Genomic DNA, 23849 nt, shown 5'->3' with positions numbered 1-23849 from the left:
CCTCCTCAGTTCAGCCTGACCTGCGAGCCCTTGATCTCGGTGACACCCGGACTGCTCACCGCGACGCCGAGCTTTCCGCTGAGTTCCAGCCGTCCCTCGGTCTCCAGCCTGAGCCCGCCGGTCCCGGCCTTGACGGTGACCGTGCCCGTGCCGCCGCACTGGATGGTCAGCGACCCGGCGGGTGTGCGGCTGGCGGGCGGGACCGGGTCGCAGGCCAGGGTGACCGTGCCCGCGACCTGGTCGATGGTGAGCGCGAGCTTGTCGTCCGCGGTGCCCAGGGCGATCGAGGACGTGGTCGGGGGCGCGGCGCCGGGTGGGAGATCGTCGGTGAACAGCAGTCGGTTGCCCGCCGGTGTGGCGAAGCCGCGTCGGGTGACCGAGCCCGCGCCGTTGACGGCGGTGTCGACGTGCCCGAACGCGGTGTTGTCGTTGAGAAGCCCGCCGAGGACGTAGGGACGGCGCGGGTCGCCGAACTCGAAACCGACGAGTACCTCGTCGCCCACCTCGGGCAGGAGGAACGTGCCGGTACGACGACCCGCGCCCGGGTGGGCTGTGCGGGCCCAGTCGGATTCGTAGTTGTCGGCCAGCCAAGGCAGGGCTACCTTGACCCGTCCCTTCTTCTCGGGATCCTTGACGTTGGTGACCACTCCGCAGACCAGTCCGGTGATGCCTGCGGGTTTCGAGTGCGTGGTGGTCAGGCCGAGCAGACTCCGGTTCTGTCGTCCACTGACCCAGAACCGCGTGTGGTAGCCGTTCTCCTCGGCGTCGAACACGTGCCGGGCGTTGGTGACGACCCACTTGCCCGTGAACCGCTCGGGAACCCCGCCGATCTCGACTTCCGCGCCTGCCTGGATCGCCGGATCACCCGACGCGTCCCCTTCGGCCTCGGCGAAGGTGCTGGCCATGTGATCGGCGACGCCCTTGGCCACCTCGGCCGCCGCGGAATCGGCAGCGGCTCCTCGGGCGACCGGCCGATCGACGACGAGGTAGGCGGTGTTGCTGGCGGGGAGTCCGAGGTCGAGCTTGGGCAGGCCCGGGATCGAGGGCAGGGCAGGGAGTGTGGGGACCGGGAGCAGCCCGTCGGTGAACGAGTTCGCCAGATCGGCTGGATCCTCCTCGATCGTCGCACTGTGTGTGGTCGCGGTCGCCGATGCCACCGCCACCCGCGCGGCCTTCGAGTCCCACACCCGCACCTCGACATCGGGCGTGAGGTTGGCGGAAGACACGCGAGGCAGGAAGGTCAGGAGGTTGTCCTTGTAGGTGAGCTTGCAGGCCGGGCCGGGCAGGAAGTCGCCCGTGGACGGCTTGCGGAAGAAGAACTTGCCGCCCGCGACACCGGTCTCGTAACCGATCTCTCTCGCGCGCTGGGTAAGGAAGTCCCAGTCGGTCTGCGCGACCTGGGCGAGGTGCTCGTGCTCGACGACGGTCCGGTCGACGGTACCGACGGCGAGCCCGGCGCCCTTGGCGACCTGTTCGGCGATCTCCGAGTCGCGCATCCGCAGGAACGTGCGAGTACGGCGCGCGCGCTGCAAACGGTGTGCCTTCTCGTAACCGCGCACGACGGAGTAGATGAGCCCGTCGTGGCAGACGGCCTCGATCGCGGTGACCTCGCCTTTGATGAGGCTCTCCGCGCTGTCGCCGTCCGCGCGGCCTGCGGTGACCTCCACTGCGGTGCCGATGTCGAGGCCCGCGTCGGACACGACCGAGCCGGACTCGTCGTAGAAGGTCAGCTCGAACATGTCCGGCAGGTGCAGGTGCGTGTCCACGACCGCCCGGACGAGGTTCGGCGACACCGACGGTGACAACGGGAGCCCGACCGTGCCGACCTTGACGCCGGGCCAGACGATGGCGGTCACTCACGCCTCCCGCAGCTCGTGCGCGTTGGGCAGGTACACGGTCGTGCCGGGCCGCACCCGCGCGGGGTCCTGGATGCCGTTGACCTCCGCGATCCGCCGCCACGCACCCGGGTCGCCGTAGTTGGCGGTGGCGATGGACTGCAACGTCTCCCCCGCGCCGACAGTGTGTCTGCGCCGACCGGCCTGTCCGCCGGAGGTGGGGTTCTGCGGCAGCGAGCCCAACAGGGTCGGGATCTGGTCGAGCCCGAGGGTCAGTTCCGCGCGCACGGGGATGCCTGCGGAGGTGAACCGCGTGTACCGGATGCTGCACTTGGTCAGCTTCACCGTGTACATGAAGCCGACCATGGGCGGTCCCCACTGGAAAGTGAGTTCCGGCGGCTCTGTCTTGAGATTCTGGCCGGTCACCACTGGCAGCAGCTGACCGAGGAAACCCGCGTCCGGTGACATCCAGCCCAGGAGGGTGTCGCAGCGCAGTTTGGTGGTCATCCCCTCGAAGATGACCTTCGACAGGCCGATCGAGGCGCCCTTGACCTGTTTGGTGGGCTGCCGCGCCGAACCGGTGGACCCCTGTCCGCCGCCCGGTGACGCCATGACGCCGGTGCGGCCCATGCGCGACATCGTGATCTCGTCGGGGTTGAAGTCGAACGGCACGAACCCGATGTTCGGCACGCTGGTGCACCGCAACGACGCGGGCACGCGCGCGCCCGCCAACGCGGCGGCACCGATGCCAGCGCCGATGGCGAGGTCCGCGCCTGCGGAGAACCCGGCGGAGATGCTCACAGGAACCCCTCGTGTGCCAGTTCGAGTGTCTCGGTGGCGATACCCATCGTCATCGCGTCCAGGTCCGGCCCTTTCCATGTGGCCGGGTAGACGTTGCGCAACTGCCAGACCGCCACGACACCGGCGCGCGCGTCGAACAAGGTGATCTGGGCAGTACCACCGCCACCGCTGCTATCCGCGTCGATCCAGTTGGCCGCGCGATCCCGCAGCCAGCCCTGCACCTTGGCGGTGTCGGCCGCGTTCATCGCTCGGGCCAGGGTCACGTTCGGGTACTGGATCCGGCCGGGCAGGATCGGCTCGTACTGGTGGTTGCCGCCCTCCTTGATCGCCTCGGGGTTGAACTTCACCTGCAACCCCTGGCAACGCGCCCACCCACCCAGATCGACCCCGTCCACCGTGACGTGGAAGCGGGTGGTGAGCGCGAGCATCGTCTCCACACTGTGCAACGCCACCATGTCAGGCCCCCAACCTGCGCTGATCGTCCAGGAACCCCCGATGCGCCAACTCCAACGTCTCCACCGCGACCTGGCTGGCGCCCGCGTCCATCGTGGTGATCGCCCACTTCACCGGCAGCACGTCCCGCAGCTCCCACTCGGTGACCGGCCCGTCCGCGAGCAACGACGAGTGCAAGGCGATGGTGCCGACGTAGAGCTTGTGCTCCCAGGAGTTCTTGTTCAGCCAGTCGCGCACGGCACTCGTCTCCTCGGACACCGCTCGGGACAGACGAACATTCGTGTACTTGGTGTTACCCGGGAAGTAGAGCCGGTCGTTGCCGCCGTCGCCGCAGCGGTACTCGGCCACGTCCCAGGTGACGTCCAGGCCCTCGGCCTTGGTCCAGCTGCCCAGGTTGTACTTCTCCATGTTCTGCACGGTCACCACGAACCGGTTGCTGAGCCCGACCTTGCTGTTGTCACCGAGCACGACCCCCTCCTCTCAGCGGAAGTCGGTGAGCAGACCGGCCCGCTCACGATCGACGAGGAGTTCCAGGCGCAGCTTCCGCCGCAACCGGTCGTAGAGGCGGGTGGACAGGTCGTCCAGGTCCAGGCGGTCCAGGTCTATGTCGGCCTCCTCCTCCACCCGCTCCGGGGCTGGGCGTGCGTGCTGGACACCACTCTCTTGTGCCTGTGTCTCCAGAACTTGCCCGGCAGGACTGTTCTCGTCAGGTAGCGCTGACCCGTACGCGCGCTGTTGAGCGGCGTGGGTGAGTTCATGGGCCATCAACCCGCGCGGCGCGTTGTCCGGTAGGAAGACCTCTCCGTTGGCGGTGAACGGCGTGGTGCTCTGGTGGATGGGGACGTCACCGACATCGATACCCTGATTCGTCCACATCTCCCGGACAAGATCCGTCGGCGGCCGATCCGAGCTATCCACAGGCAGACTCTCCACCGCCCCGGGATTGTCGGTCTCCACCGGTAGAATTGCGACCGGGGGGCCAGCGGCCGAGCCCGAAGTTCGATCTTGCCCTGAGTCCACAGTGGATATCGGTGCACCCAGCCCCGACCTTCGGGTCTGCCCCAACGACGGCCTCCGCGCGGGCGCCGCCTGCCGCACCGGCTCGGACACCGGCGGCCCGCTCTGGCTGACCCACTCCGGCACATACCGCATCCACCCCGGCGCCCGATGCGGCTCCACGGGGATCCTCGGCTCGCCCACGTACTCGTCGGTCGCCTCGGTCAACGCCCGCCCCTCACTCATGCCAGGCCGCGACGGCCGGTGCACCAACGGCACCCGCTCCGCCGGGTCATCCACAACCCGCCGATTCATCCACAGCCCGGCATCGCCCTCTTCCCGAGCCCTGACCTGCGGAAATAGGATCGCCTCAAGGGCCTGCCCCCGGGCGGGAGGGGCCTGCCTCGCGGCGGTCGACATGCCGGTCGACATGCCGGTCGACACGGTGGGCGATTCAGTGGTCGACACAGTGGGCGATTCGGCGGACGACACGGTGGGAGATTCGGCGGGAAGGGCAGTGGGCGGGGCGGAGGCAAGTGGGGCCATGGGCGGGGTGGGAACAGGCGAGGCCTGGACGAGCGGAAGTGCGCCTGCGAGCTGCATGGCGGTGGGCGGCAGGGGGGTGGGTGGCAGGGCGGTGGACGTGCTGGGGCGGGGTATGGGCGATCGGGTGGGTGGGGTGATGAGCGGGACGGTGGTCGACGTGTCGGGTGGGAGCGAGGTCGGTCCGACCGGCAAGGCAGTGGGCGACTTCGCGGCGGTGGCTCGCGCGGACAGCGCGGAGGCAGTCGTGGCAGACAAGGAAGGAGTTGCCGGAGCAGGCATGTCGGGGCCAGGCGAAGCAGGGACGATCGGGGCGGAGGTGGGCTGGACGGGCAGGGCGGAGGTGGAAAGCGCGACGGGCAGGGCGAGCGTCGACGGAATGGGCAGGACAGGAGCCAAGCCGGTGGCAGATGTCGCGGGCTGAGCGGGAGCCGCCATGGGCATGGACGGTGTCGTGGGCGATGCGGCGATCGGCGTGGTGTCGGTCGCGGGCGAGGTCGGTTTCGGGGAGGGCAAGAGCGGTGGCCGTGTCGACGCGGATGCCGCGACCCGCGTTGTGTCGGACCACGCATGGGCGGACGGCAGCGGTTCGCCTGTGGTGGGGGAAACCGGCGGCGCGGTGGTCGACGGCAGACTCTGATCCGGCCCCAGCGACACCGTCGTGGTCGGCGAGGTCTCCTGCGGGACCTCACGAGCGACAGGCTCGGTTTCCCGGATCGAAGGCGCGACCGACCCCGACGAAACCTCCGGTGTGAATGACACAGCGGGGGAGCCCTCGTCGGGCCCCATCACCGAGGGAAGCCGGGTCGATGGCAGTACCAACTCCCCGGCAGGCAATGCGGCCATACCTTGGGAGGAAACGGCGACCGACCGGAAAGACGTGAGCGAACGGGCAGGAACCACATCCCCATCCCGTGGCGACGGCGTGGCAAGTCCCGTCACGCTGCCCGCGAAGGGCTCGACCGCCGCCTGCGTACGCGGCGTGAGCGTCAACGGTCCGGCCACCGGCGCGGCCCCGATCGTCAACGGCGCCCCACCCACGGCCGACCTCGGCGGCGGGCTCACGAGAACCCATTCCCGGTGCGGGCGCTCAAGGGGCCTGCGGCGGAACGGCCAGCGCATGCGGGGCCCCTCTCACTCGGCGAGTCTGGTGTGGATATGGCCGATCTCGCTGATCAGCCGCCTGCGGACCGGGTGTTCGAGGTCCACGATGGACTCGAAGGCCCAGTGCAGGTAGTAGGCGACGTACGCGACCTCTTCCCACAGCCGGTCGGCCGCGTACGTCAGGATCCCCCCGCCGCATCACCGGCGATGTCCACCGCGAAGCCGTTGTGGCAGTGGGGGCATTCGACGGCCACCTCTGTGTGGCCGTCGGAGTTGACACGCCGGTAGAGGTCGCGCAGGAAAGCCAGGTCCGACGCGAACAGGTTCTCCACCACGAACGTGTCCACGGCGGGCAGCTCGCCCAACGAGGTGACAGTGCGTTCCAACAACAACACCGTCAGATAGGCCGGGTTCGCCCGCGCGCGCTGATCGGTCTGCGTCGTCAGCTCGTCCCGCGCGGTGGCCAGACGCATGACGCCCTCGCGGTGGACGTTGCCGTGTTCGTCCACATACCCGCGCGGCAACGTGAACGGATACTCCGTGCGCAGGGCGGTCGACGCGGTCACACCGACACCCGCTGGATGCGCTCGCACACGACCGTGACGGTCTCCATCAGCACCTCGCTGGACCCGGCCTTCAGCGCGCCGATCTCCAGCTTCGCGGGCCACGCGTGTTCCAGGTGGTAGCGGGCGACGGGCTTGCCGTCCGTCCCGTACATCACCAGCGAGCAGCTCTTGCGGGCGGCCACGATGTCGCCCATCAGCACGGCCTCGTGCCAGGCCCACAGCTCCATGCTGGAGTTCTTGCCGCGCTTGAGCACGAGCGTGGCGGGCTTGGTCTTGCCGGGCAGCTTCTTGAGCACGACCTCCTTGTCCGTGGACTCCATCAGCTCCACCGGCTCCACCTCGGTGGTGATGCCCTGCAGCTCGGAGAAGGACGCGATCTCGTAGCCGTCGATGGTGATGGAGAACCGCGCCGCGGTGAGCGCGTCGTTGGGCTGGTTGGCGTTCAGGCCAGCGGCCATCGGATGCGTCCCTTCTACTCTTCGAGCCCAGCGCCCTCGGCGAACTGGGAGATGCGGAAGACCACGAACTCGGCGGGCTTCACCGGGGCGATGCCGATCTCGACGGTGAGGATGCCCGCATCGCGGTTCTCCGGCGGGTTGTTCTCCTCGTCGCACTTGACGAAGAATGCCTCGGCGGGCTGTCGGCCGAACAGGGCGCCGTCGCGCCAGACGCGGCGCAGGAACATGGTGACCGTGCGTTTGACCGAGTCCCACAGCTTGGGGTCGTTGGGTTCGAACACGACCCAGTTCGTCCCCTGCAGGATGGACTTCTCGACGTAGTTGAACAGCCTGCGCACGTTGAGGTAGCGCCACTCCGGATCGCTCGACAGCGTGCGCGCGCCCCAGACCCGGATGCCCTGTCCGCGGAAGGATCGGATGCAGTTGACCGCGATCGGGTTGAGCAGGTCGTGTTCGGCTTTGGTGATGTTGAGTTCCAGGGTGACCGCGCCGCGCACGACCTCGTTGGCCGGTGCCTTGTGCACACCGCGCGAACTGTCGTTGCGAGCCCAGATACCCGCGAGGTGCCCACTGGGCGGGACAAAGATCTGCTTACCCGCGACCGGGTCGGCGACTTTGATCCACGGCCAGTAGAGCGCGGCGTACTTGGAGTCGTAGCCTGCGACGTCCATCCGCCAGTCCTTCACCTCCTGCGCCTTGAGTCCGGGCGGGGCGTCGAGGACGGCGACGCGGTCGGACATCAGCTCGCAGTGCGCGATCATGGCCAGCTGCACCGCCTTGACGTCCTCCAGCGTGAGCGCGCCGCGCTGGTAGGCGGCCATCACGTCGGGCACGCACAGCATGGTGATCTCGTCGATGGCCTCCAGGCCGCCGAACCCGGTGCGGTCGGCCGGGTCGCCGACGTACTCCCGGGCGTCGATCGCGGCCGTGCCCGGCGGGGCGGTGAGCGCGGTCTCGCCGGTCGTCGGCGCGGTGAGGGCGCGGCCCTTGACCTCCTCGACCTGGACGAGCCCGGATTGCTGACGCAGCACGGTGGCGACGTTGGTCGGACCACGGCGGGTGGTGACGTTGTCGAAGGTCTCGACCGCCTCCCCGGCGCGTTTGACGACCAGTTTGAACGTGTCCTCACCCGGTTCGCTCGGGGCGGCGACCTCGACGGTCAGGTCCCGCGCGTCGGCGGCCCGCGCGGACACGGTGAACCCCGGCCGTCCCTCGGCGGCAGGCAGTTCCGCGACCGGCAGCGCGGCCGGGTCGGTCCCGGCGCCGCCGACGCGCACGACGTAGGCGACGCCGCCGCCGTTGAGGAAGTAGCCGTAGACGGCGTGCGCGAGGTAGCAGCCGGGGGTGAAGTCGCCGAAGGCGGCCTTGAACTGGGTCCAGTTGGTCACCAGGACGGGCTCGTGCCGGGGTCCGCGCTCGGCGAACCCGACGAAGGCGGCGACCGCGGTGCCGACGGCCTCGATGGGCCGGGAACCGGAGGACACCTCCTCCATGTACACACCGGGTGCGAGGTAGCTGCTGGCCATCTGCGGTTCTCCCTCACCGTGCGGCACGCCCGACGCGGGCCGTGGTAGCCGAGCTTGCTGTCTCCGCGACGCCCGCGCAGTCCGCCGCGGGGCGGTGGGTCGGGCGGCGGAGGCCGCCCTTTGGGGCGGGGCGCGCGCACCGATAGGACGAGCGGCGGACCGCTGTGCGCGAACGGCGCGCGCGCCGACACTGGGCAGCGTGATCACCGAAGTGGACGACGCGTTGTGCGTGCTGCTGAGGCGCGGACTGCCGGAGGGCACGGTGGTGCGGTTGGACCCGCCGAAGCCGACATGGCAGACAGAGCACCCGACGCAGGCAGTCGACCTGTTCCTGTTCGGTCTGCACGACGATCCGCGTGGACGTGAGTCCGGGTGGTCGGAGACGCGGGACGAACGCGGGGCGGTAGTGGCGCGGCGGTCACCGTCACGTAGGTGCGTGTTGTCCTATCTCGTCGCGGCGCGCGCGCCTGAGATTGATGAGGAGCACCTGTTGCTGGACCGTGCTCTGCGCACGGTGATGTTCACTGAAACGGTTCCCGTGGAGTGTGTGGAGGAACCGGTATTCCTCACTGTCGCGGATACCGACCCGGGCACGTTGTGGAGCAGCCTGGGAATGCCCGCGCGCGCCGCGTTCGTGATGACGGTCAGTGCCGCGCTCGTCCCGGACCCCGACGCGGAGCTCGCCCCGCCCGCGGAGAAACTCACGCTGCGGTCCGGCAAACCGCCGGCGCCGGTGAAACGGTGGACCCGGACGTGAGCCCCGGCGCACGACTTGGCGACAAGGTCGTCGGAACCGACACCCACGTCCTGATGGTGCCGTCCCCCGGCGGCCCGGTGCCGACCCCGACCCCGCTGCCGTTCACCGGCACGATCACCGGCGACTGCAGCACGGACGTGTTCATCACCGGCGCCCCGGCCGCGGTGGCCGGCTCGACCGCGACCAACGCTCCCCCGCACGTCGCGCCGTCGCCGTTCCAGAACCCGCCCACGAACCGGGGCACGGTCGTGCGCGGCAGCGGCACCGTCCTCATCAACGGCAAACCCGCCGCCCGCACCGGCGACACCGTCCAGACCTGCAACGACCCGGCACCCGCGCCCACCGCCTCGATCATCGCGGTGTCCACTGTGGACATCGGTGGCTGAGAAGGAGACCGACATGGCAGACGAGCCCGACCTGGCCCCCGGCGACAGCTCGGAGTGGGTGGCCTACCTGCAGCAGATGCTCAACCACCACTACCAGCAGACGGTCGTCCCCGAGACGGGTGACTTCGACACCACCACGGCGGGGGCGGTCCAGCACTTCGCGGGCCAGAACGACCTGTCGTCCGACGACCACGTCGACAGCGCCTTCTGGGACTGCCTGCTCGGCCGCGCCCTGTCATCCGGAACAACACCATCCGGAACGCCCCAGGTCACCGAGGTCGACTTCCCGGTGACCCTGCTCAGCCAGCCCGACGAGACCACCTGCTGGGCGGCTTCGATGGTGATGGTCCTCAACGCCCGCGGCGAGGACTACACGGTCGAACGCCTCTGCACCGAAACCGGGGTCGACCACGCAGGCAAGACCTGGGCGGAGGCCGAACCGATCGGCAAACAACTCGGCATGAGCAGCGTGTACTGCGCCTGCTGGACCGAACAGGGCTGGTCGGAGGTACTGTCCGCGAACGGTCCCCTGTGGACACCGGTACCGGGCGCGGACTACCACATCATCGTGGTGTCCGGCATCCGCAACGGCACGAACGGCGCCGAGATCCACGTCTACGACCCATGGCCCCCCGGCACCGGCGACGAATCCTGGATGGACTTCGCAGGCTTCACCCAACGCTACGAAATGGGCGAGGGCTACGGCGCCGACCTACTCCACTACTGACCGATCGCACCGCCACCCAAGCGAGCGGGCACGCCTCCGACCCCATTGCGCGGGCCCGCGAACGATGGGCGGGCCCGCAGGCGGCGCCGGAGCGGGTGTCGGACCCATCCGGCACGGCCACGACCGAGGCAATCGCGGCGGGCGTGCGCCACGTGGCGTTCGCTGCTGTGTGCGGGCATGCGGTGTTCGCTGCCGTGTGCCAGGGGACGGCGTCTGCTTGGCCTGTGCTTCCCGCTCGCCCCCACCTCTTTACTCGCAACGAATGACACGCCCGGGAAAGTTCCGCATCCACAACGCCCGACCGGGTGAAGCACTGGTGACCCTGGGTAGAAGTCAGGCCGCGGACGCGGTCTCCCGGACCTCCTTCGGGGCGTCGAGAGCGAGAGCGACCCGCACCATATCGTCCTCGCGGCGGACCGACACCGGAAGGCCGGTCGCCGTTGCGGTGCGGGCGAAGCCTGCCTCGGCGGGGAGGCACCAGGCGATCATGCGGCGGTGGCCTGCGGCGCGGGCGAGGGTGCCCAGGCGGGTGATCATGGCGGTGCCCAGGCCCTGGCGTTGCCAGCCGTCCTCGACCAGGACCGAGATCTCTGCCTCGGCCGGGTCGTTGGTGGGGATCAGTTGTGCCATCGCGACGACGTCGTTGCCGCACAACGCGAGCAGTGTCGTACCGCGTGGCGGCTGCAGCAGCCGGTGCAGCCAACGACGCGGTAACGTGCGTAGGCCCGCGTGGTATCGGGTGAACAACGATTGTGCGGAACACCGAGCGTGCAACGCAGCCACCGCGTCGGCGTCGGCCGGTGTGCCCGGTCGCAGGACGAGGCCGGCGCCGGTGGTCGTGATGACCGCAGTCGGTTCCGCCACTGCCACCTCGGCCGCCGCCAGGACCTCGCCGAACGCGGCTGCCCTGGCCAGTTCGACCTCGGTGAACGGCGCCCAGCCCCGACGCGCCAGCATGGTCAGGCCGGGCCCGAGGTCCAGCACGACCCGGTGTCCGCGCTGGTCACCGGATCCCGAGTCCACAACGGTCACCGCGTCCGCGCCGAGCAGTGTCCGCACCGACTCCGCCACCACGGCCGACTCCCCCAGCGCCGCCGCCGTCGCCCGCAGCACGGCCGTGGTGTGGTCGACCAGGTCGTGCACGTCGGCGCCGGTGATCCCCAGGCAGCGCCCACCCTCGGCCCGGATGTCGTCGATGAGGTCGGCGGGCGCGACCCCGCCGGGCGTGTGCACCACGATCTCGTCCACGACACCGCCGGGCACCGGCAGCACGGCCAGCCCGAGCACATTGCAGTCACGCGCGGCCAGCCGGGTCGCGACCCTGGCGAGCGCGCCGGGCCGGTCATCCAGCTGAACCCGCAGCCGCCATGTGTCCGGTCGGCCGGGATAGATCGGGGTACGTTCCATGGCCACCAGGTTCCCCGAGGACTGTTGCCGAACGGGTGTCTTCGTGTTTCATTCAGGTGAGCGGCCCGCATCCGGCCACACTCCCCGTCACCGCCGAGCCCCACGGGGCGCCCGGTAGGGGACCGAGGTCGTACGGGTCAGGCTCGGGCACCGGGTCATCGACCGGGCAGCCATCGCCGTCGGGGCCTGCCGCCACCTTCGGCAGTGACATCGAACCGGTTGAGCACCCGACCGGGCGACGGCCAAGCGGCGGCGACCGGGTCACCCACTTCCACCGCGACGCGGTGGACAACGACCTGGGCGCGGCCAGGACCTGGGTGGCCGAGACCGAACCGGAGGACGCGGCGGCCGCGCTCAGGCACCAGAGGTGTTTCGAGGCGACCGTGTCCGACCAGGTCTGGCGCACCGGGTCGCGGCCATCTCGTGCAGGGATCTGCCTGCTGCGGCGAAAGAAGAAAACTCGGCCGACACCCGGCTGAAGCCGATGCCCGACCGGAATCCCGCCCGCCACGTGCCAGGCGACGGCCAGGCCATCCACAGTAGACGCCCCGGTCTTGGAAGCCCCGGTCCCGGGCACGACAGAGTCCCGGGCACAGCGGGATCGGGACACGGCGGGATCGAGGCACGGCGGGATCGAGGACGCCCCCGATCCCCAGGCGCGGCGGGGTCCCGGGCGCCCCGATCCTGGGCGCGGCGGCCGGGAGTGGGCTCGTCAACGTCGTCGGCTCGACCATCAGCGATGACGCCAGGCGAGGGGGCATCTCACACACGACCCGACAGCCGGGACCGAGCAGGCACGCACTCAAGTCCATCCGGGCCGGGAACGCCCCATCGCCGCAACCGCGCAATTTGCCGTCAGCAAGTCCGAGTGTGGGACGGCACTTGCAAGGCCCTGGGAACACATGGCCCCGCCCACGTCGAGCGCGACCCAGCTCACATCCCGCCCACGCACCAAATAATGATCATGAGCACCGCGACGACCATCGACGGCACGCGGGCGCGGGATGATCACGGCCGTAGATCATCCCGAGCAGGCGGCCCGAGCCCCGGGGCGGATGCCCGAACCGGAACGAACGCGAGCCGCGTACGCGTCAGGCGCACCGCGTCAGGCGCACCGACGGGCCGCGCCGGGTTCGGTCGGGCCACGGTCGAACGCTGATGTCCACAAAGGATCCGCCAGCCGGTCCCGATCCGGGCGGGCTGGATGCTTGTCTCCCGCTCGCCCCCACCTCTTTACTCGCAACGAACGACACGCCCGGGATAGTTCCCTATCCACAGCGCACAACCGGGTGAAGCAACAGTCCAGCCCGGTCACGCTGGGCGTTCGGTCAGCAGGCCCCGGTCGTAGGCCATCGCCACGGCCTCGGCGCGGCGGGTCGCGCCGAGTTTGGCCATGATCCGGCTGAGGTGGACGCTCACCGTCTTCTCGCTGATGAACAGTTCCTCGCCCACCTGCTTGTTCGTGCGTCCGGCCGCCACCAGCGTCAGCACCGCGCGTTCGCGAGGAGTGAACAGGTCGACCTCGTCGCGCACCACGCCCGTCTCCTCCAGCGCGATCCTGGCCCGGCGGGCGGTCTTGCGCACCGCCTCCTGCAGCGGTTTCGCGCCGAGACGGGCGGCCACCTCGTCGGCCAGGCGCAGCTCCACCGCAGCGGCTTCCCGGTCGTCGTGCAGGAGCAGTGCCTCGGCGAGGCGGCGACGGCACAGGGTCTGCTCGTAGACGGCCCCGTAGCCGAACTCCGCCACCGCCGTGCGCCACCGGATCGGGTCGCTGGCGCCGTGCAGGCGGGTGAGTTCGGCCTCCGCGCGGGCCAGCCACGCTCGTCCCTCCGGGCCGAGACTGCCGGTTCGCGGCAGCCCGTTGACCGCCGTGTCCCGGGCGAGCGTGATCAGCTGCTCCCCCGCCGAGACCGCCGGTTCCACCTCGTGCCCCGACCGCCGAGCCGTCACCGCCAGGTCCGCGTGCGCCGCGATCCCGTGTGCGGCAATGCGAATCCCCGCGATCAGCCACTGCTCGCCCGCCTGCGCGACCCAGTCCAACGCCTCGCGCACGCACTCCACCGCGCGGTCCGGGCGTCCTTTCCACATCGCCAGTTCCGCGCCGACGCCGCCCGCGACCAGAGGGATCTGCAGGTCCCGATGCCAGTCCGACCGAAGCTCGGTCACCAACCGGTCGGCCTCGGCGAAGCGACCACGCGCGACCGCGACCATCGCGCCGACCGCGGCCAGCCGCGCGGACACCGTGCTGGACACCTTGTGCCCCGGCGGTTCCGCGGCCGCCTCGCTGCCCTCCCAGTCCCCCTTGGCGTAGCGGATGACCACCTGGACCAGGCGCAGCTCCAGCCCGCACGTGCTCCACGTCAGCCCGGTCGCCGCCGCGCGCGCCACGCCCTCGTCGACCACCTCGGCGGCGGAGTCCAGCTCGCCCGCCTCGTAGTGGTTGAGGCACAACGAATACCGCGCGCGCAGCTCGACCGTGATCGCCTCGACCTCGCGGGCACGGGTCATCGCCTCGTGCAGGCGCTCGCGGGACTCGGCGACGTTGCCCTCGACCTCGGTGAGCAGCGCGAGCGTGATCAGGGCGTCGGCCTCGGGTCCGCCGGCGTCCACCGAGCGGGCCACGGCGACGGCGCGGCGGGCGCGGTCGAGGGCGTCGGCGGGGCGTTTGAGCGCGCGGATGATGGTGGCCGACGCGGCCAGCACCCAGGCCTGTTCGGCGCTGGCGGGCCGGTCGGCGACCAGCGCCCACGCCTCCTCGATGGTGCCCAGCATCTCGTCCTCACGGCCGTCGACGCTGTAGAGGGCGGTGGCGAGGCGGCGGCGCAGGTCGGCGCCGCGTTCCGGTTCGACGGTGTCGCCCGCCACGGCGACGGCGGACTTGGCGAACGCGATGGCGCGTTCCGGGTCGCCCGCCTTGCCCGCGACCAGGGACGCGTGCCGGAGCAGGACGAGCTCGTCGACGTCGGCGGGGCGTTCGGCGGCGGGGACCGCGTCCCACAGGTTCAGCGCGCGCTCGACGTGTTCGAGGGACTCGGCAGGCGCGCCGAGCCGGGCGGTCTCCCAGGCGGCGGTGACGGAGGCGGCCAGCGCGGTGGGCAGCGCGTGGCTTTCCATGCTGTGGTGGGCGAGTGCGGCGGCGGCACCGCGTTTGCCGGTCTCCTTGGCGAGGTCGCGCGCGTAGGCGGCGTGCAGGCGCACGCGTTCGCCGGGCAGCAGGTCGCCGTAGACGGCCTCGCGCAGCAGGGCGTGCCGGAAGGCGTACACGTCGCCGACGTCGGGTACGAGGATGTGGTGCGCCACGGCTTCGCGCAGGCCGGTTTCGAGGTCCGTGTCGTCGAGTCCGGCGACCGCGCGCAACCGGGCGTCCGCGACGCGCCTGCCGCCCACCGCGGCCACCCGGACGACGCCTTGCGCGTCCTGGCTGAGGCGTTCGATTCGGGTCAGCAGGACGTCGACGAGGGTGGCGGGAATGCCGACACAATCCGACATCGAATAGGCGGCCAGCAGTTCCTCGGCGAAGAAGGCATTGCCCTCGGAACGGGCCGCGACTTCACGCAATGTCGGTTCGGGAAGACGTTCCTCGGCCAATGCCATGACGAAAGCGCGGGCGTCGGCGGCACCGAACGGCGACAGTTCGATCCGCTCGACCCGCAGCAGCCGCACCAGTTCCGCCAGCAACGGGCGCAACGGGTGCCGCCGGTGCAGGTCGTCGCCGCGATAGGTGCCCACGACCAGCAACCGCTGGGACCGCAGTCGGGACAACAGGAACGACAGCAGGGCGCGCGTCGACGCGTCGGCCCAGTGCAGGTCCTCCAGCACGAGCACGACCGGCTGGTCGACGGCCAGGTCGGTGAGCAGCCCGTGCACGGCGTCGAACAGCTGCAGCTGCCCGATGTCCTGCTCTGGCCGCGGCCCCGGCACCACCGAGGTCGCCAGCCCGGACGACATCCGGTTCGGGTCCGGCCCGGTGGGCAGCCCCATGTCGGGGAACAGCCTGCTCAGCGCGGGCCGGGTGGCGGCGCGGTCGGCGGCCGCGGCCAGGGCCTCGGCGAACGGCAGGTACGGCAGGCCCGCCTCGCCCGCGTCCAGGCAGCGGCCGGTGAGCACGAGCGCGCCCTGCTCGCGGGCGTGCGCGCTGAGCTCCTCGGTCATCCTGGTCTTGCCGACACCCGCGTCCCCGGCCAGCAGCACGGCCGCGGCGCGGGCCCCGGCGGCGGCCTCGACCGCCGCCCGGAGCCTGCGCAGTTCGCGGCCGCGCGCGACCAGGGGTATTCCGGAACCGAGACGCGGCATGACCGGCATGTTCGCACACCCCGCCGACGGCCCGCGCCGGTCAACGCGCGCCGTGGTCGCCGCGGCGGCCGACCAGGCCGTGCCACCAGCGGGTGTGCGCGGCGCGGGCCTCGCGCAGGTGCCTGCGGCTGGTCACGTCCAGGGTGCCGTGCCTGCGGTAGTCGGCGTCGGCGCGCACCAGCTCGACGGTCCACTCGTTCATCGTGTTCTCCTCAGGTTCGGCGACCGGTTTCCGGTCGCTGTCATGAGGAGGACGATGCCGCTGAGGGGTGGCGGCGAGGATCGGGTGATCACGCAGTACCCCGCCGCGGACCCCTTACCCGAGAGGTGTCGGGGGTCCGCGGCGGTGGGGTAAGGGGTGGGTGGCGCGGGTTGAAACCACGATGGGTGGCGGGGGTACGGGGCCACGACCGCTGTCGTGGCCCCGCCATCGAAACCGGGCCCGGACCGGGGTGCTGTCGATCACCCCGGGCTCGGTTTGGTCCCGTCGGGTCTATCTGGTCCCGATCAGGTCACCCTTCAGGGCGCCGACGAAGGCGCCCCATTCGATGTCCGCGAACGCCAGGTGCCCGTACTCCGCGTTCTTGGAGTCGCGCACCGCTGCGCCGCTTCTGCCGACCACGAGCTCCACGCAGTCATTCCCTGCTCCACTGCGGCTGCTCTTGCGCCATTCGACGCCCGCCAGGTCAGAAACGGTCACGCCCCACTCCTCTCATTGTTTTCCGGCGATCAGCAGACCAGCCTCTCGGCCGACCGCTGAACCAGGTCGACGGTGTCGTCAGGTGGCAACGCCGCCGCCCGTAAATGGTCGAACATCAACGAGTACCGGCGAACGTCGGCGGGCTGTTCGAGATAAACGGCCGTCGTTGAGTTCTCGACATAGACGACATCCGGATCCGCTTGTTCCGGGAAACCCAGGATCAGGAAGGGTGCTTCCATACCGGCGTGCGCGCCCGCGCTGAACGGCACCACCTGGATGGTCACGTTCGGCAGCGCGGACGCCTCCACGAGCTTCAGCAGCTGGCCGCGCATGACCTCCGGGCCGCCGGTGACCCGGTGCAGCACGGCCTCGTCCAGCACCGCCCAGTACTCCGGCGGGTGCGGGTCGGTGAGCAGGCGCTGCCGCTCCTGCCTGGCCTGCACGCGCAGGCTGACCTCGGCCGGGTCGGCGTCCGGGCGGATGGCCCGGATGACGGCCCTGGTGTAGGCCTCGGTCTGCAGCAGGCCGGGGATCAGCAGGGCCTGGTGGGTGTGCAGGGAGGACGCGTCGGCCTCAAGCCCGACGAAGGAGCCGGTGAACACCTCGTTGTAGGAGTGCCACCAGCCCTTCTGCCTGGCCTCGCGGGCCAGCTGCACGAGGGCGTCGCGCTGTTCCTCGGGAATGCCGTAGAGCTCCAGCATGTCCCGGACGTCCCGGGGGGTCACCCCCACGTGCCCGGTCTCGATACGGCTGATCTTCGAGGCCGAGCATTCGAGTTTTTCACCAACCTCGTCGATGGTGAGTTCGGCGGCCTCGCGGAATCGCCGCAGTTCACTGGCGAGTCTGCGCCTGCGAACCGTCGGGCTCGGTCCTCGGGACACGTCTCCACCTCGTTTCCGACCGAGTACGACGACCGGCCACAGCGTCGGGTGCGCCGTCCGCACGCCGTTGGCCAGTCTCGGTCCTGATCTTGTCGAGCACAAGGAGCCCGGGTACCGGTTCCACGACCCGGTCTGCCGGTTCATGCCGCCGATGTCACCCGATCGAGTGGTGCAACTTGCAAAAGTCCATTCGCAGACCGCAGGCTGCTGTTCGGGCGACGGATCGCCCGGAACAGACGAGGGACTTCCGGACCGGGGACGGGCGTTTGGCCGCACCGATGCGTCATCGGCCGATTCGGGCGTCCCCTTGAGAGCCGGGAGGCCACAGGGTGAGCGCGTCGATCTTCGGACACATGGAGTCCTCGCTGCGGGGCTACCTGGCCGATCTCGGCAGGCGCGCCGAAGTGGACACCGAGGACGCGGCCGCGCACCTCGCCCGGACCGAGCTGCCCCGCGTGGTGGCCGCGCTGCGCGCCCTGCTCGACGACCACCGGCCGGACACCAACGGCCGCTGCCCATCCTGCCGGACCCGGTTGCTGACCAAGGCACCCGCGCCGTGCCGGGCGTACCTCACGGCGCACCTGTGCCTGCTGGTCACCGAGGACACCTCGTACCGCGAACATCTCGCGGGCTGAGCCCCGGGGCCCGCGCCGCACCCCCATCCCGGCGCGCGCCCCGGACGCCGGCAGGACCGGGCCCCACCCCCGACGTGCCCGGTCCTGTCGGCCTTTCATTCGATGATCCGCAGCAGACCTTCCTGCACCACGGTGGCCACCAACCCGCCGTCCCTGGCGAAAAAGCGCCCGGTCGCCAGCCCTCGACCGCCGGACGCGCTGGGGGACGCGCAGTCGTAGAGGACCCACTCGTCGGCCCGGAACGGTCGGTGGAACCACATGGCGTGGTCGAGACTGGCGCCCATCACCCGGTCGGTACCCCAGTAGACGCCGTGTCTGGCGAGGACGCTGTCGAGCAGTGTCATGTCGGAGGCGTAGGCGAGGACGCAGACGTGCAGCAGCGGATCGTCCGCGAGCTTGCCGTCGGCTCGCATCCACACCTGGTTGCGCGCGTCCCGGGGACCGCTTTCCCGGGACAGCCAAGGAGGTTCGGACACGTAGCGGATGTCGATGGGCCGGATCCGGTCCGCCCACTCGCCGAACTGCTCCCGCAACCTTGGCGGGATTCGCTCGCTGTGCGTGGGAAGCGACTCGGGATCCGGAACGTCCGGCATGACATCCGCGTGCTCGATGCCGGACTCCACGACCTGGAACGACGCGGACAACGAGAAGATCGCCTTCCCCCGCTGCACGGCGACGACCCGCCGCGTGGTGAACGACCGACCGTCCCGGATGCGATCCACCTCGTAGACGATGGGGATGCTGGGATCGCCACCACGGATGAAGTACGCGTGCAGGGAATGGACACCCCGCTCCGGCGGCACGGTCCGCCCGGCCGCGACGAGCGCCTGCCCGGCCACCTGGCCACCGAAGACCCGGACGGACGAACCGTCGTCGGTGTGCGCGCCGCGATAGATGTCCTCCTCGATCTTCTCCAGGTCCAGCAACGCCACCAGCCGGTCGAGCACCGGCTGTTCACCTTCCGTCATGCCCTGGAGGCTAGTGGCTGCCCGGTAACCTGGCGTCCGGACGTCACACTCGGCGAAGGGGCGGGCACGTTGAGTATGGAGGACGGATCGATCGGCAGACGCATCCGCGAAATCCGACTGGCGCGTGGACTCAGCGTCACTGCGGCGGCAGGGTTGGCGGGAATCTCCCAGTCGTATCTCAGCATGATCGAACGCGGACAACGAGCCGTCACCAAACGAGACCTGCTGGAGAACATCGCCAACGCACTACGGGTCTCCCCGATGGAACTCGCCGGAAAGCCCTATCCGGCGACCGACAACAGCTCACGTGCGGTATCGGCTTCGATGGACGCACTCAACGACACACTGCTCGCATGGCGGGTCGGGGAGATTCCCGAGGACGTTCCGGCACGCCCGTGGGAGGCCGTAAAGGCGGACCTGGACACGGTGAACCACCGCCTGCGACCGGATGCCGACTACGAGGGCCAGGTGGCTCTGCTGCCCGGCTTGATCCGCGAACTCCTGGCGCTGTCCGTGGGCAGGACACGCGAGGTCGGCCTTGTCGGCCTGATCAGTGCCTACAAGGCGACCGCGTACCTGTGCCACGACGTCGGTGTCACCGGCCTCCCGGCACTGGCCGCCGAACACATGCGGGACGCGGCACAGGCCCTGGACGACACCGGGTGGATCGCCTATGCCGCCTACCAACGCGCCCAACTGCTCGGCGGCGTGAACAGGCAACGCCAGTACCGGCTCGCGACCGACGTCGCCGAGATCGAACAGGCCCGCGTCGAAACACGCGGCCTGGCCCACCTGACCGCCGCATTGTCCGCGGCGGTCCAGGGCGACGCGGAATTGGCCGAAACCCACCTCGGCGAAGCGGACGATCTGGCCGACCGCATCGAGCCCGATGTCAGTCCGTGGATGCAGACCAACTTCGGCCGCACCAACGTCCGCATCTGGCGAGTCGGTATCGGCGTGGAACTGGGCTACGGGGCGAAGGCCGCCGAGATCGCCGACCGGTGGCGCCCCACCGGGGTGAGCAGGTCCCGCCAGGCCGCCTTCTGGCTCGATGTCAGCCGGGCTCTCACCACCGACCGGAATCAACGTCACCGCAGCCTGGGAGCACTGCTCACAGCCGAGAAGCTCGCGCCGCAGAAGACCCGGACCAACGCTTTCGCCCGGGAAATCGTGTCCGGCGCGATTGGCCACGCCCAGCGGGACGCGGGCGGGCGGGAGTTGCGGGGATTGGCGTACCGGATGGGGGTGCAGGCGGGATGAACTCCGACGATCAGTCGATCGGCAAACGTATCCGCGAAATCCGGGTGGCCCGCAAGCTCAGCGTCACCGCGGCGGCGGGGTTGGCGGGAATCTCGCAGTCGTATCTCAGCATGATCGAACGCGGACAACGAGCCGTCACCAAACGAGACCTGCTGGAGAACATCGCCAACGCACTACGGGTCTCCCCGATGGAACTCGCCGGAAAGCCCTATCCGGCGACCGACAACAGCTCGGGCGAACTCATGGCCGCAATGGCCGAGGTGGCCGACACACTCATGGGCTGGCGGGTCGGCGACGTTCCGGACGATGTTCGGCAGCGCCCGTGGGAGGAGGTGACCGGCGACCTTCATGTGCTGACCCACAGGCTGCGTCCGAACGCGGATTACGAAGGCCAGGCGGCGATGCTCCCCACGTTGATCCCGGAACTGCTCGCGGCCGCACGTGGCCGCAGTCGCGAAGCGGCATTGCTGGGCCTGGTGAACGCGTACAAGGCGGCCGCGAGCCTCGCCCGCGATGTCGGCGTCGTCGGGTTGACGATGCTCGGCGCGGAGCGCATCCGGGAGACCGCCGAGGAGCTGGGCGACCCGGGAATGGTCGGCTACGCCGTCTATCAGCGCGCCGACATGCTCAGCGGCACCGACCGCCGTCGCCAATACCGGCTGGCCACCACGGCGGCCGAGAATGAACACGCGCGAGTCGAGACACGAGGCATGGCCCACCTGACCGCCGCTCTCTCCTCGGCGGTCCAGGGCGACGCGAGCCTCGCGACCACGCACCTGGCCGAGGCCACCGATCTCGCCGAACGGGTCGAAGCCGACGCCAGCCCCTGGATGCAGACCTACTTCGGGCGTACGAACGTCCGCATCTGGCAGGTCTGCATCGAGATCGAGCTGGGCCACGGCGCCAAAGCCGCCGAGATCGCCGATGACTGGCACCCCACCGGCATAGCGAGCTCCCGCCAAGCCATGTTCTGGCTCGACATCAGCCGAGCACTCAGCACGGAACGACACCGACACCAACGCGGACTCGCCGCTCTTCTCCGTGCCGAGAAACTCGCACCACAACTGACTCGCAACAACGCCTTCGCCCGCGAGATCGTCACCACCACTCTCAACCACGCCCGACGAGACGCGGGTGGGCGGGAGTTGCGGGGATTGGCGTATCGGATGGGGGTCGACGCGGGCAAGTAATGGGGAATCGCCCGCGGGGACCGCTGACCGGGTGACCATCACAGGTTGTGATCGGCGCGGGCGGCCCGGGACATAGCTTTCCGGCAACGAGCGGAATCGACCGGAATCGGTGATGCGTGACCAGGACTCCGAAAAGCATCATGCTTGGCCTGTTGCTGCGCCAGGCCCGAAAGTCGAGCGGGCTCTCCTTGCGGGAGCTGGCGTTTCGGATCGGACGGGACGCGCCCACATTGTCGCGGTGGGAGAGTGCGGAACGGACGCCCAAGCGGGAGAGCGTCGCGCATGTGCTTGGGGTGCTCGGGGTTCGAGGTGAGCGGTACGGGCATTTCATGTCGCTGCTGGATGACGCCGATGAGGCTTATCGGGTCGCCGCGACCGAGATCGAGAAGGCCAGGCAGTGGGCGGCCTGCCTCGAATTCGAACGAGCAGCCACGCGAATCACGTATGTCTCCGGCGACCAGCTGCCCGAGTTGCTCTGCACGCAGGCGACACTGGCGACGACCCTGCGCGCGGAGGGTGTGCCCGACCAGGACATCGAGGAGCGGGTCGGCAGCCACCCTGACCGGCAGCGGATCCTCACGCGGCACCAGCCGGTCGCGCTGCGCGTCCTGCTCGGGGCAGGCGCGTTCCAACACGACATCGGCGGCCCCCGGATCGCCACTGCCCAATGGGACTATCTGGCCGAACTGTCCCGGCTGCCGAATGTCGATCTCCGCGTGCTCCCCGCCGGTTCCGGTCGACACGCCGGGACCTTCACCCTCGTCGACTCCCTCGGCCTGCGGTCCGCGCTCATCGGCAACCGCTTTGCCGGGGTTTGGGTGCATCGGGTCGAGGATGTGCACGGCTGTGAGCGGAACGTCCGGTCATTGCGCGCCCGCGCTCTCAGCCCCGTCGACTCGCGGGATCGGCTGGTCGACGCCGCGCGGCGGTTCGTCGTCGCGCCGGTTGCCTGAAAGGAGTCGTCATGTCCGGGAGCACCGACGAGATCTTCGCGCTCATCGACGGCATCAACGGTCTCATCGCGCGCTTCGATCAGGCGTTGAACGGGTTGGAGGAAACCCTGTCGGACGCGGAGACCCGGATAACGGCACTGATCCGCGAAACCTAGGCGTCGAGCAGGTCGCGGAGGCGGTGCAGGCCCCGGAGGACGGCTTCGCGGTTCTTGGCCGAGCTGAGCCAGGCCGGGAGTCGCGCCACCATGCTCAGGCTCCAGCCATCGGGCTCTCGGCGTTGTTCGCGGATTTTGGCGGAAACGTGGTGTTCCAACGCATCCAGGTGGGGCTCGTTGAACGCCCACAACGTGTGTCCGCGAACCTCGGTACGGAGCCACAGCGGTTCCCGAAAGTACGGATCGACATCACCACCCCATTCACTCCACGTAGTCCGGTCCCAGTCGGCGGAATGGCCGCACGACACGCACGCGAGACGGCGGGAACGGTCCCACGGGCGTTGTTCGCCGGGGAGCGGAGTGGAGACGGCGCGGGCCATGCAGCGGGGGCAGGCGATCAGGATGGGGAACGCGGCGTAGTCGTGGAGGTGGGTTCGGGGGTCCTGGCTGCGTTCCACCGCGTCATCATCGCAGTGCAGGCAGCATGCACCGCATGGATGTCACCGTGCGGGCGCTGGAGTGGCGCGACTGGCCGGATGTGCGGCGGATCTACGCCGAGGGCATGGCCACCGGGATCGCCACGTTCGAGACCGAGGTGCCCGAGCAGGCCGTGTTGGACGGGAAGTGGCTCGCCGGGCACCGGTGGGTCGCGGAACTGCACGACCGGGTTGTCGGCTGGGGCGCCGCGACCGCTGTCTCCGCGCGCGAGTGTTATCGCGGGGTCGTCGAGACCTCGATCTACGTCGACGGGGCCCATCGCGGTCGCGGGATCGGCAAAGCGTTGCTGCGCGGGCAGATCGAGGCCGCCGACGCCGCCGGTATCTGGACTGTCCAGACGTCGATCTTCACCGGTAACGGGCCCAGTATCGCGCTGCACCACGCCGCCGGGTTCCGGACCGTCGGGATCCGAGAGCGGATCGCCCAGCGGGACGGTGTCTGGCATGACACCGCCCTGCTGGAACGACGAGCATCCTAGTGTGTCGTGATCCTGCTGTGCTTACTTGGCGTTGTTGTCCACGAGCTTTCTGACGTTCTGCTGGACCAGGCGGACCTTGGCGAGGATCTCGTCGGCGGTGGCGGTCCAGCGGAACGGCTGGGCGTTGGTGTTCCAGTGGGTGATGTAGTCGCGGATCTGCTTGATCAGGACCGAGACGGAGCTGAATGTGCCGCGGCGGATGGCCTGGCGGGTGATGATCCCGAACCAGATCTCGATCTGGTTCATCCACGACGAACCGATCGGGGTGAAGTGGAAGCT

The 23849-nt window shown here is 69.8% G+C and carries 26 protein-coding genes and 2 pseudogenes; 10 read left to right on the top strand and 18 right to left on the bottom strand.

Annotation, left to right across the window (positions count from 1 at the left end; translation table 11 throughout):
* Positions 1-5: 5 nt before the first annotated feature.
* The 5 genes from C503_RS0105035 to C503_RS44305 are packed head-to-tail and all read right to left on the bottom strand — an operon-like array spanning position 6 to position 3965.
* The gene (locus C503_RS0105035; RefSeq protein WP_018681096.1) at positions 6-1856 is read right to left on the bottom strand and encodes a phage baseplate assembly protein V; all 1851 of its coding nucleotides are present in this window, start codon (positions 1854-1856) and stop codon (positions 6-8) included.
* Entirely contained in the window at positions 1857-2636 is a 780-nt protein-coding gene (locus C503_RS43010) for a CIS tube protein (protein ID WP_018681095.1), read from the bottom strand.
* A complete protein-coding gene (locus C503_RS0105025; RefSeq protein ID WP_018681094.1) occupies positions 2633-3091 on the bottom strand; it encodes a phage tail protein in 459 nt (152 codons plus the stop codon). The genes C503_RS43010 and C503_RS0105025 overlap by 4 nt, the downstream gene beginning before the upstream one ends.
* A 1-nt stretch (position 3092) precedes the next feature.
* Positions 3093-3557, bottom strand: coding sequence for a phage tail protein (locus C503_RS0105020; RefSeq protein ID WP_018681093.1), 465 nt, complete (start codon positions 3555-3557; stop codon positions 3093-3095).
* Positions 3558-3569: 12 nt separating this feature from the next.
* Positions 3570-3965, bottom strand: coding sequence for a hypothetical protein (locus C503_RS44305; RefSeq protein WP_156892983.1), 396 nt, complete (start codon positions 3963-3965; stop codon positions 3570-3572).
* A 1099-nt stretch (positions 3966-5064) separates the two neighbouring features.
* Between C503_RS44305 and C503_RS0105005 the strand changes: the two genes are divergently transcribed.
* The gene (locus C503_RS0105005) at positions 5065-5268 is read left to right on the top strand and encodes a hypothetical protein (protein ID WP_018681090.1); all 204 of its coding nucleotides are present in this window, start codon (positions 5065-5067) and stop codon (positions 5266-5268) included.
* A gap of 494 nt (positions 5269-5762) precedes the next feature.
* Here the strand turns inward: C503_RS0105005 and C503_RS48755 are convergent, their stop codons facing one another.
* Genes C503_RS48755 through C503_RS0104990 form a run of 4 tightly spaced genes read right to left on the bottom strand, consistent with a single transcriptional unit; the run spans position 5763 to position 8282 of the window.
* Positions 5763-5915, bottom strand: coding sequence for a DUF6760 family protein (locus C503_RS48755; protein WP_342663369.1), 153 nt, complete (start codon positions 5913-5915; stop codon positions 5763-5765).
* A complete protein-coding gene (locus tag C503_RS38000) occupies positions 5912-6298 on the bottom strand; it encodes a hypothetical protein (RefSeq protein WP_018681089.1) in 387 nt (128 codons plus the stop codon). Before C503_RS38000 ends, C503_RS48755 begins: the two co-directional genes overlap by 4 nt.
* Positions 6295-6756, bottom strand: a complete 462-nt coding sequence (locus C503_RS0104995; protein ID WP_018681088.1) for a phage tail protein — start codon at positions 6754-6756, stop codon at positions 6295-6297. The genes C503_RS38000 and C503_RS0104995 overlap by 4 nt, the downstream gene beginning before the upstream one ends.
* A 14-nt stretch (positions 6757-6770) precedes the next feature.
* Positions 6771-8282: a phage tail sheath family protein gene (locus C503_RS0104990; RefSeq protein ID WP_018681087.1), complete on the bottom strand. Its 1512-nt coding sequence runs from the start codon at positions 8280-8282 to the stop codon at positions 6771-6773.
* Positions 8283-8481: 199 nt separating this feature from the next.
* Between C503_RS0104990 and C503_RS0104985 the strand changes: the two genes are divergently transcribed.
* Genes C503_RS0104985 through C503_RS0104975 form a run of 3 tightly spaced genes read left to right on the top strand, consistent with a single transcriptional unit; the run spans position 8482 to position 10152 of the window.
* On the top strand, positions 8482-9039 hold the full coding sequence (locus tag C503_RS0104985) for a Pvc16 family protein (protein WP_018681086.1): 558 nt from the start codon (positions 8482-8484) through the stop codon (positions 9037-9039).
* Positions 9036-9425: a PAAR domain-containing protein gene (locus C503_RS0104980; protein ID WP_026315980.1), complete on the top strand. Its 390-nt coding sequence runs from the start codon at positions 9036-9038 to the stop codon at positions 9423-9425. Before C503_RS0104985 ends, C503_RS0104980 begins: the two co-directional genes overlap by 4 nt.
* Positions 9426-9438: 13 nt before the next feature.
* On the top strand, positions 9439-10152 hold the full coding sequence (locus C503_RS0104975) for a papain-like cysteine protease family protein (RefSeq protein ID WP_156892981.1): 714 nt from the start codon (positions 9439-9441) through the stop codon (positions 10150-10152).
* A gap of 333 nt (positions 10153-10485) precedes the next feature.
* Here the strand turns inward: C503_RS0104975 and C503_RS37995 are convergent, their stop codons facing one another.
* From C503_RS37995 to C503_RS0104940, 6 genes are all read right to left on the bottom strand, one after another.
* The gene (locus C503_RS37995) at positions 10486-11559 is read right to left on the bottom strand and encodes a GNAT family N-acetyltransferase (RefSeq protein ID WP_018681083.1); all 1074 of its coding nucleotides are present in this window, start codon (positions 11557-11559) and stop codon (positions 10486-10488) included.
* 52 nt (positions 11560-11611) lie between these two features.
* Entirely contained in the window at positions 11612-12136 is a 525-nt protein-coding gene (locus C503_RS46655; protein ID WP_169514496.1) for a hypothetical protein, read from the bottom strand.
* A 734-nt stretch (positions 12137-12870) separates the two neighbouring features.
* Positions 12871-15861 (bottom strand): helix-turn-helix transcriptional regulator, encoded by a 2991-nt coding sequence (locus tag C503_RS0104960; protein WP_018681081.1) that lies wholly within the window; start codon positions 15859-15861, stop codon positions 12871-12873.
* A 31-nt stretch (positions 15862-15892) separates the two neighbouring features.
* Positions 15893-16054 carry a hypothetical protein gene (locus C503_RS45680; RefSeq protein ID WP_018681080.1) on the bottom strand — a complete coding sequence of 54 codons (162 nt, stop codon included), beginning with the start codon at positions 16052-16054 and terminating at the stop codon, positions 15893-15895.
* 291 nt (positions 16055-16345) lie between these two features.
* Complete coding sequence (locus C503_RS0104945) at positions 16346-16552, bottom strand: DUF397 domain-containing protein (RefSeq protein ID WP_084476782.1); 207 nt, start codon at positions 16550-16552, stop codon at positions 16346-16348.
* Between the two features lie 29 nt (positions 16553-16581).
* Complete coding sequence (locus tag C503_RS0104940; RefSeq protein WP_018681077.1) at positions 16582-17433, bottom strand: helix-turn-helix domain-containing protein; 852 nt, start codon at positions 17431-17433, stop codon at positions 16582-16584.
* 329 nt (positions 17434-17762) lie between these two features.
* On the opposite strand from C503_RS0104940, the gene C503_RS0104935 reads away from it, so the two are divergent.
* Entirely contained in the window at positions 17763-18068 is a 306-nt protein-coding gene (locus tag C503_RS0104935; protein ID WP_018681076.1) for a hypothetical protein, read from the top strand.
* A 95-nt stretch (positions 18069-18163) separates the two neighbouring features.
* Here C503_RS0104935 and tesB read toward each other — a convergent pair whose 3' ends face one another.
* A complete protein-coding gene (gene tesB / locus C503_RS0104930) occupies positions 18164-19036 on the bottom strand; it encodes an acyl-CoA thioesterase II (protein WP_018681075.1) in 873 nt (290 codons plus the stop codon).
* A 75-nt stretch (positions 19037-19111) separates the two neighbouring features.
* Here tesB and C503_RS0104925 point away from each other — a divergent pair, with 75 nt between their 5' ends.
* From C503_RS0104925 to C503_RS45675, 4 genes are all read left to right on the top strand, one after another.
* Entirely contained in the window at positions 19112-20296 is a 1185-nt protein-coding gene (locus C503_RS0104925; RefSeq protein WP_026315978.1) for a helix-turn-helix domain-containing protein, read from the top strand.
* The gene (locus tag C503_RS0104920) at positions 20293-21486 is read left to right on the top strand and encodes a helix-turn-helix domain-containing protein (RefSeq protein ID WP_018681073.1); all 1194 of its coding nucleotides are present in this window, start codon (positions 20293-20295) and stop codon (positions 21484-21486) included. The genes C503_RS0104925 and C503_RS0104920 overlap by 4 nt, the downstream gene beginning before the upstream one ends.
* A gap of 116 nt (positions 21487-21602) precedes the next feature.
* Complete coding sequence (locus tag C503_RS37990; protein WP_156892979.1) at positions 21603-22439, top strand: helix-turn-helix domain-containing protein; 837 nt, start codon at positions 21603-21605, stop codon at positions 22437-22439.
* A gap of 11 nt (positions 22440-22450) precedes the next feature.
* On the top strand, positions 22451-22594 hold the full coding sequence (locus C503_RS45675) for a hypothetical protein (protein WP_018681071.1): 144 nt from the start codon (positions 22451-22453) through the stop codon (positions 22592-22594).
* Here C503_RS45675 and C503_RS0104905 read toward each other — a convergent pair.
* Positions 22591-23052: a hypothetical protein gene (locus C503_RS0104905; RefSeq protein WP_018681070.1), complete on the bottom strand. Its 462-nt coding sequence runs from the start codon at positions 23050-23052 to the stop codon at positions 22591-22593. The two genes, C503_RS45675 and C503_RS0104905, sit on opposite strands and share 4 nt — an antisense overlap.
* A gap of 38 nt (positions 23053-23090) precedes the next feature.
* Between C503_RS0104905 and C503_RS0104900 the strand changes: the two are divergent.
* A pseudogene (locus C503_RS0104900) lies at positions 23091-23570 on the top strand (N-acetyltransferase family protein); the annotation flags it as partial.
* 21 nt (positions 23571-23591) lie between these two features.
* Here C503_RS0104900 and C503_RS46650 read toward each other — a convergent pair.
* Positions 23592-23849, bottom strand: a pseudogene (locus C503_RS46650) (IS630 family transposase); the annotation flags it as partial.

Source organism: Actinokineospora enzanensis DSM 44649, assembly GCF_000374445.1.
Classification (GTDB): domain Bacteria; phylum Actinomycetota; class Actinomycetes; order Mycobacteriales; family Pseudonocardiaceae; genus Actinokineospora; species Actinokineospora enzanensis.
This window is presented reverse-complemented; position numbering and strand designations above follow the sequence as displayed.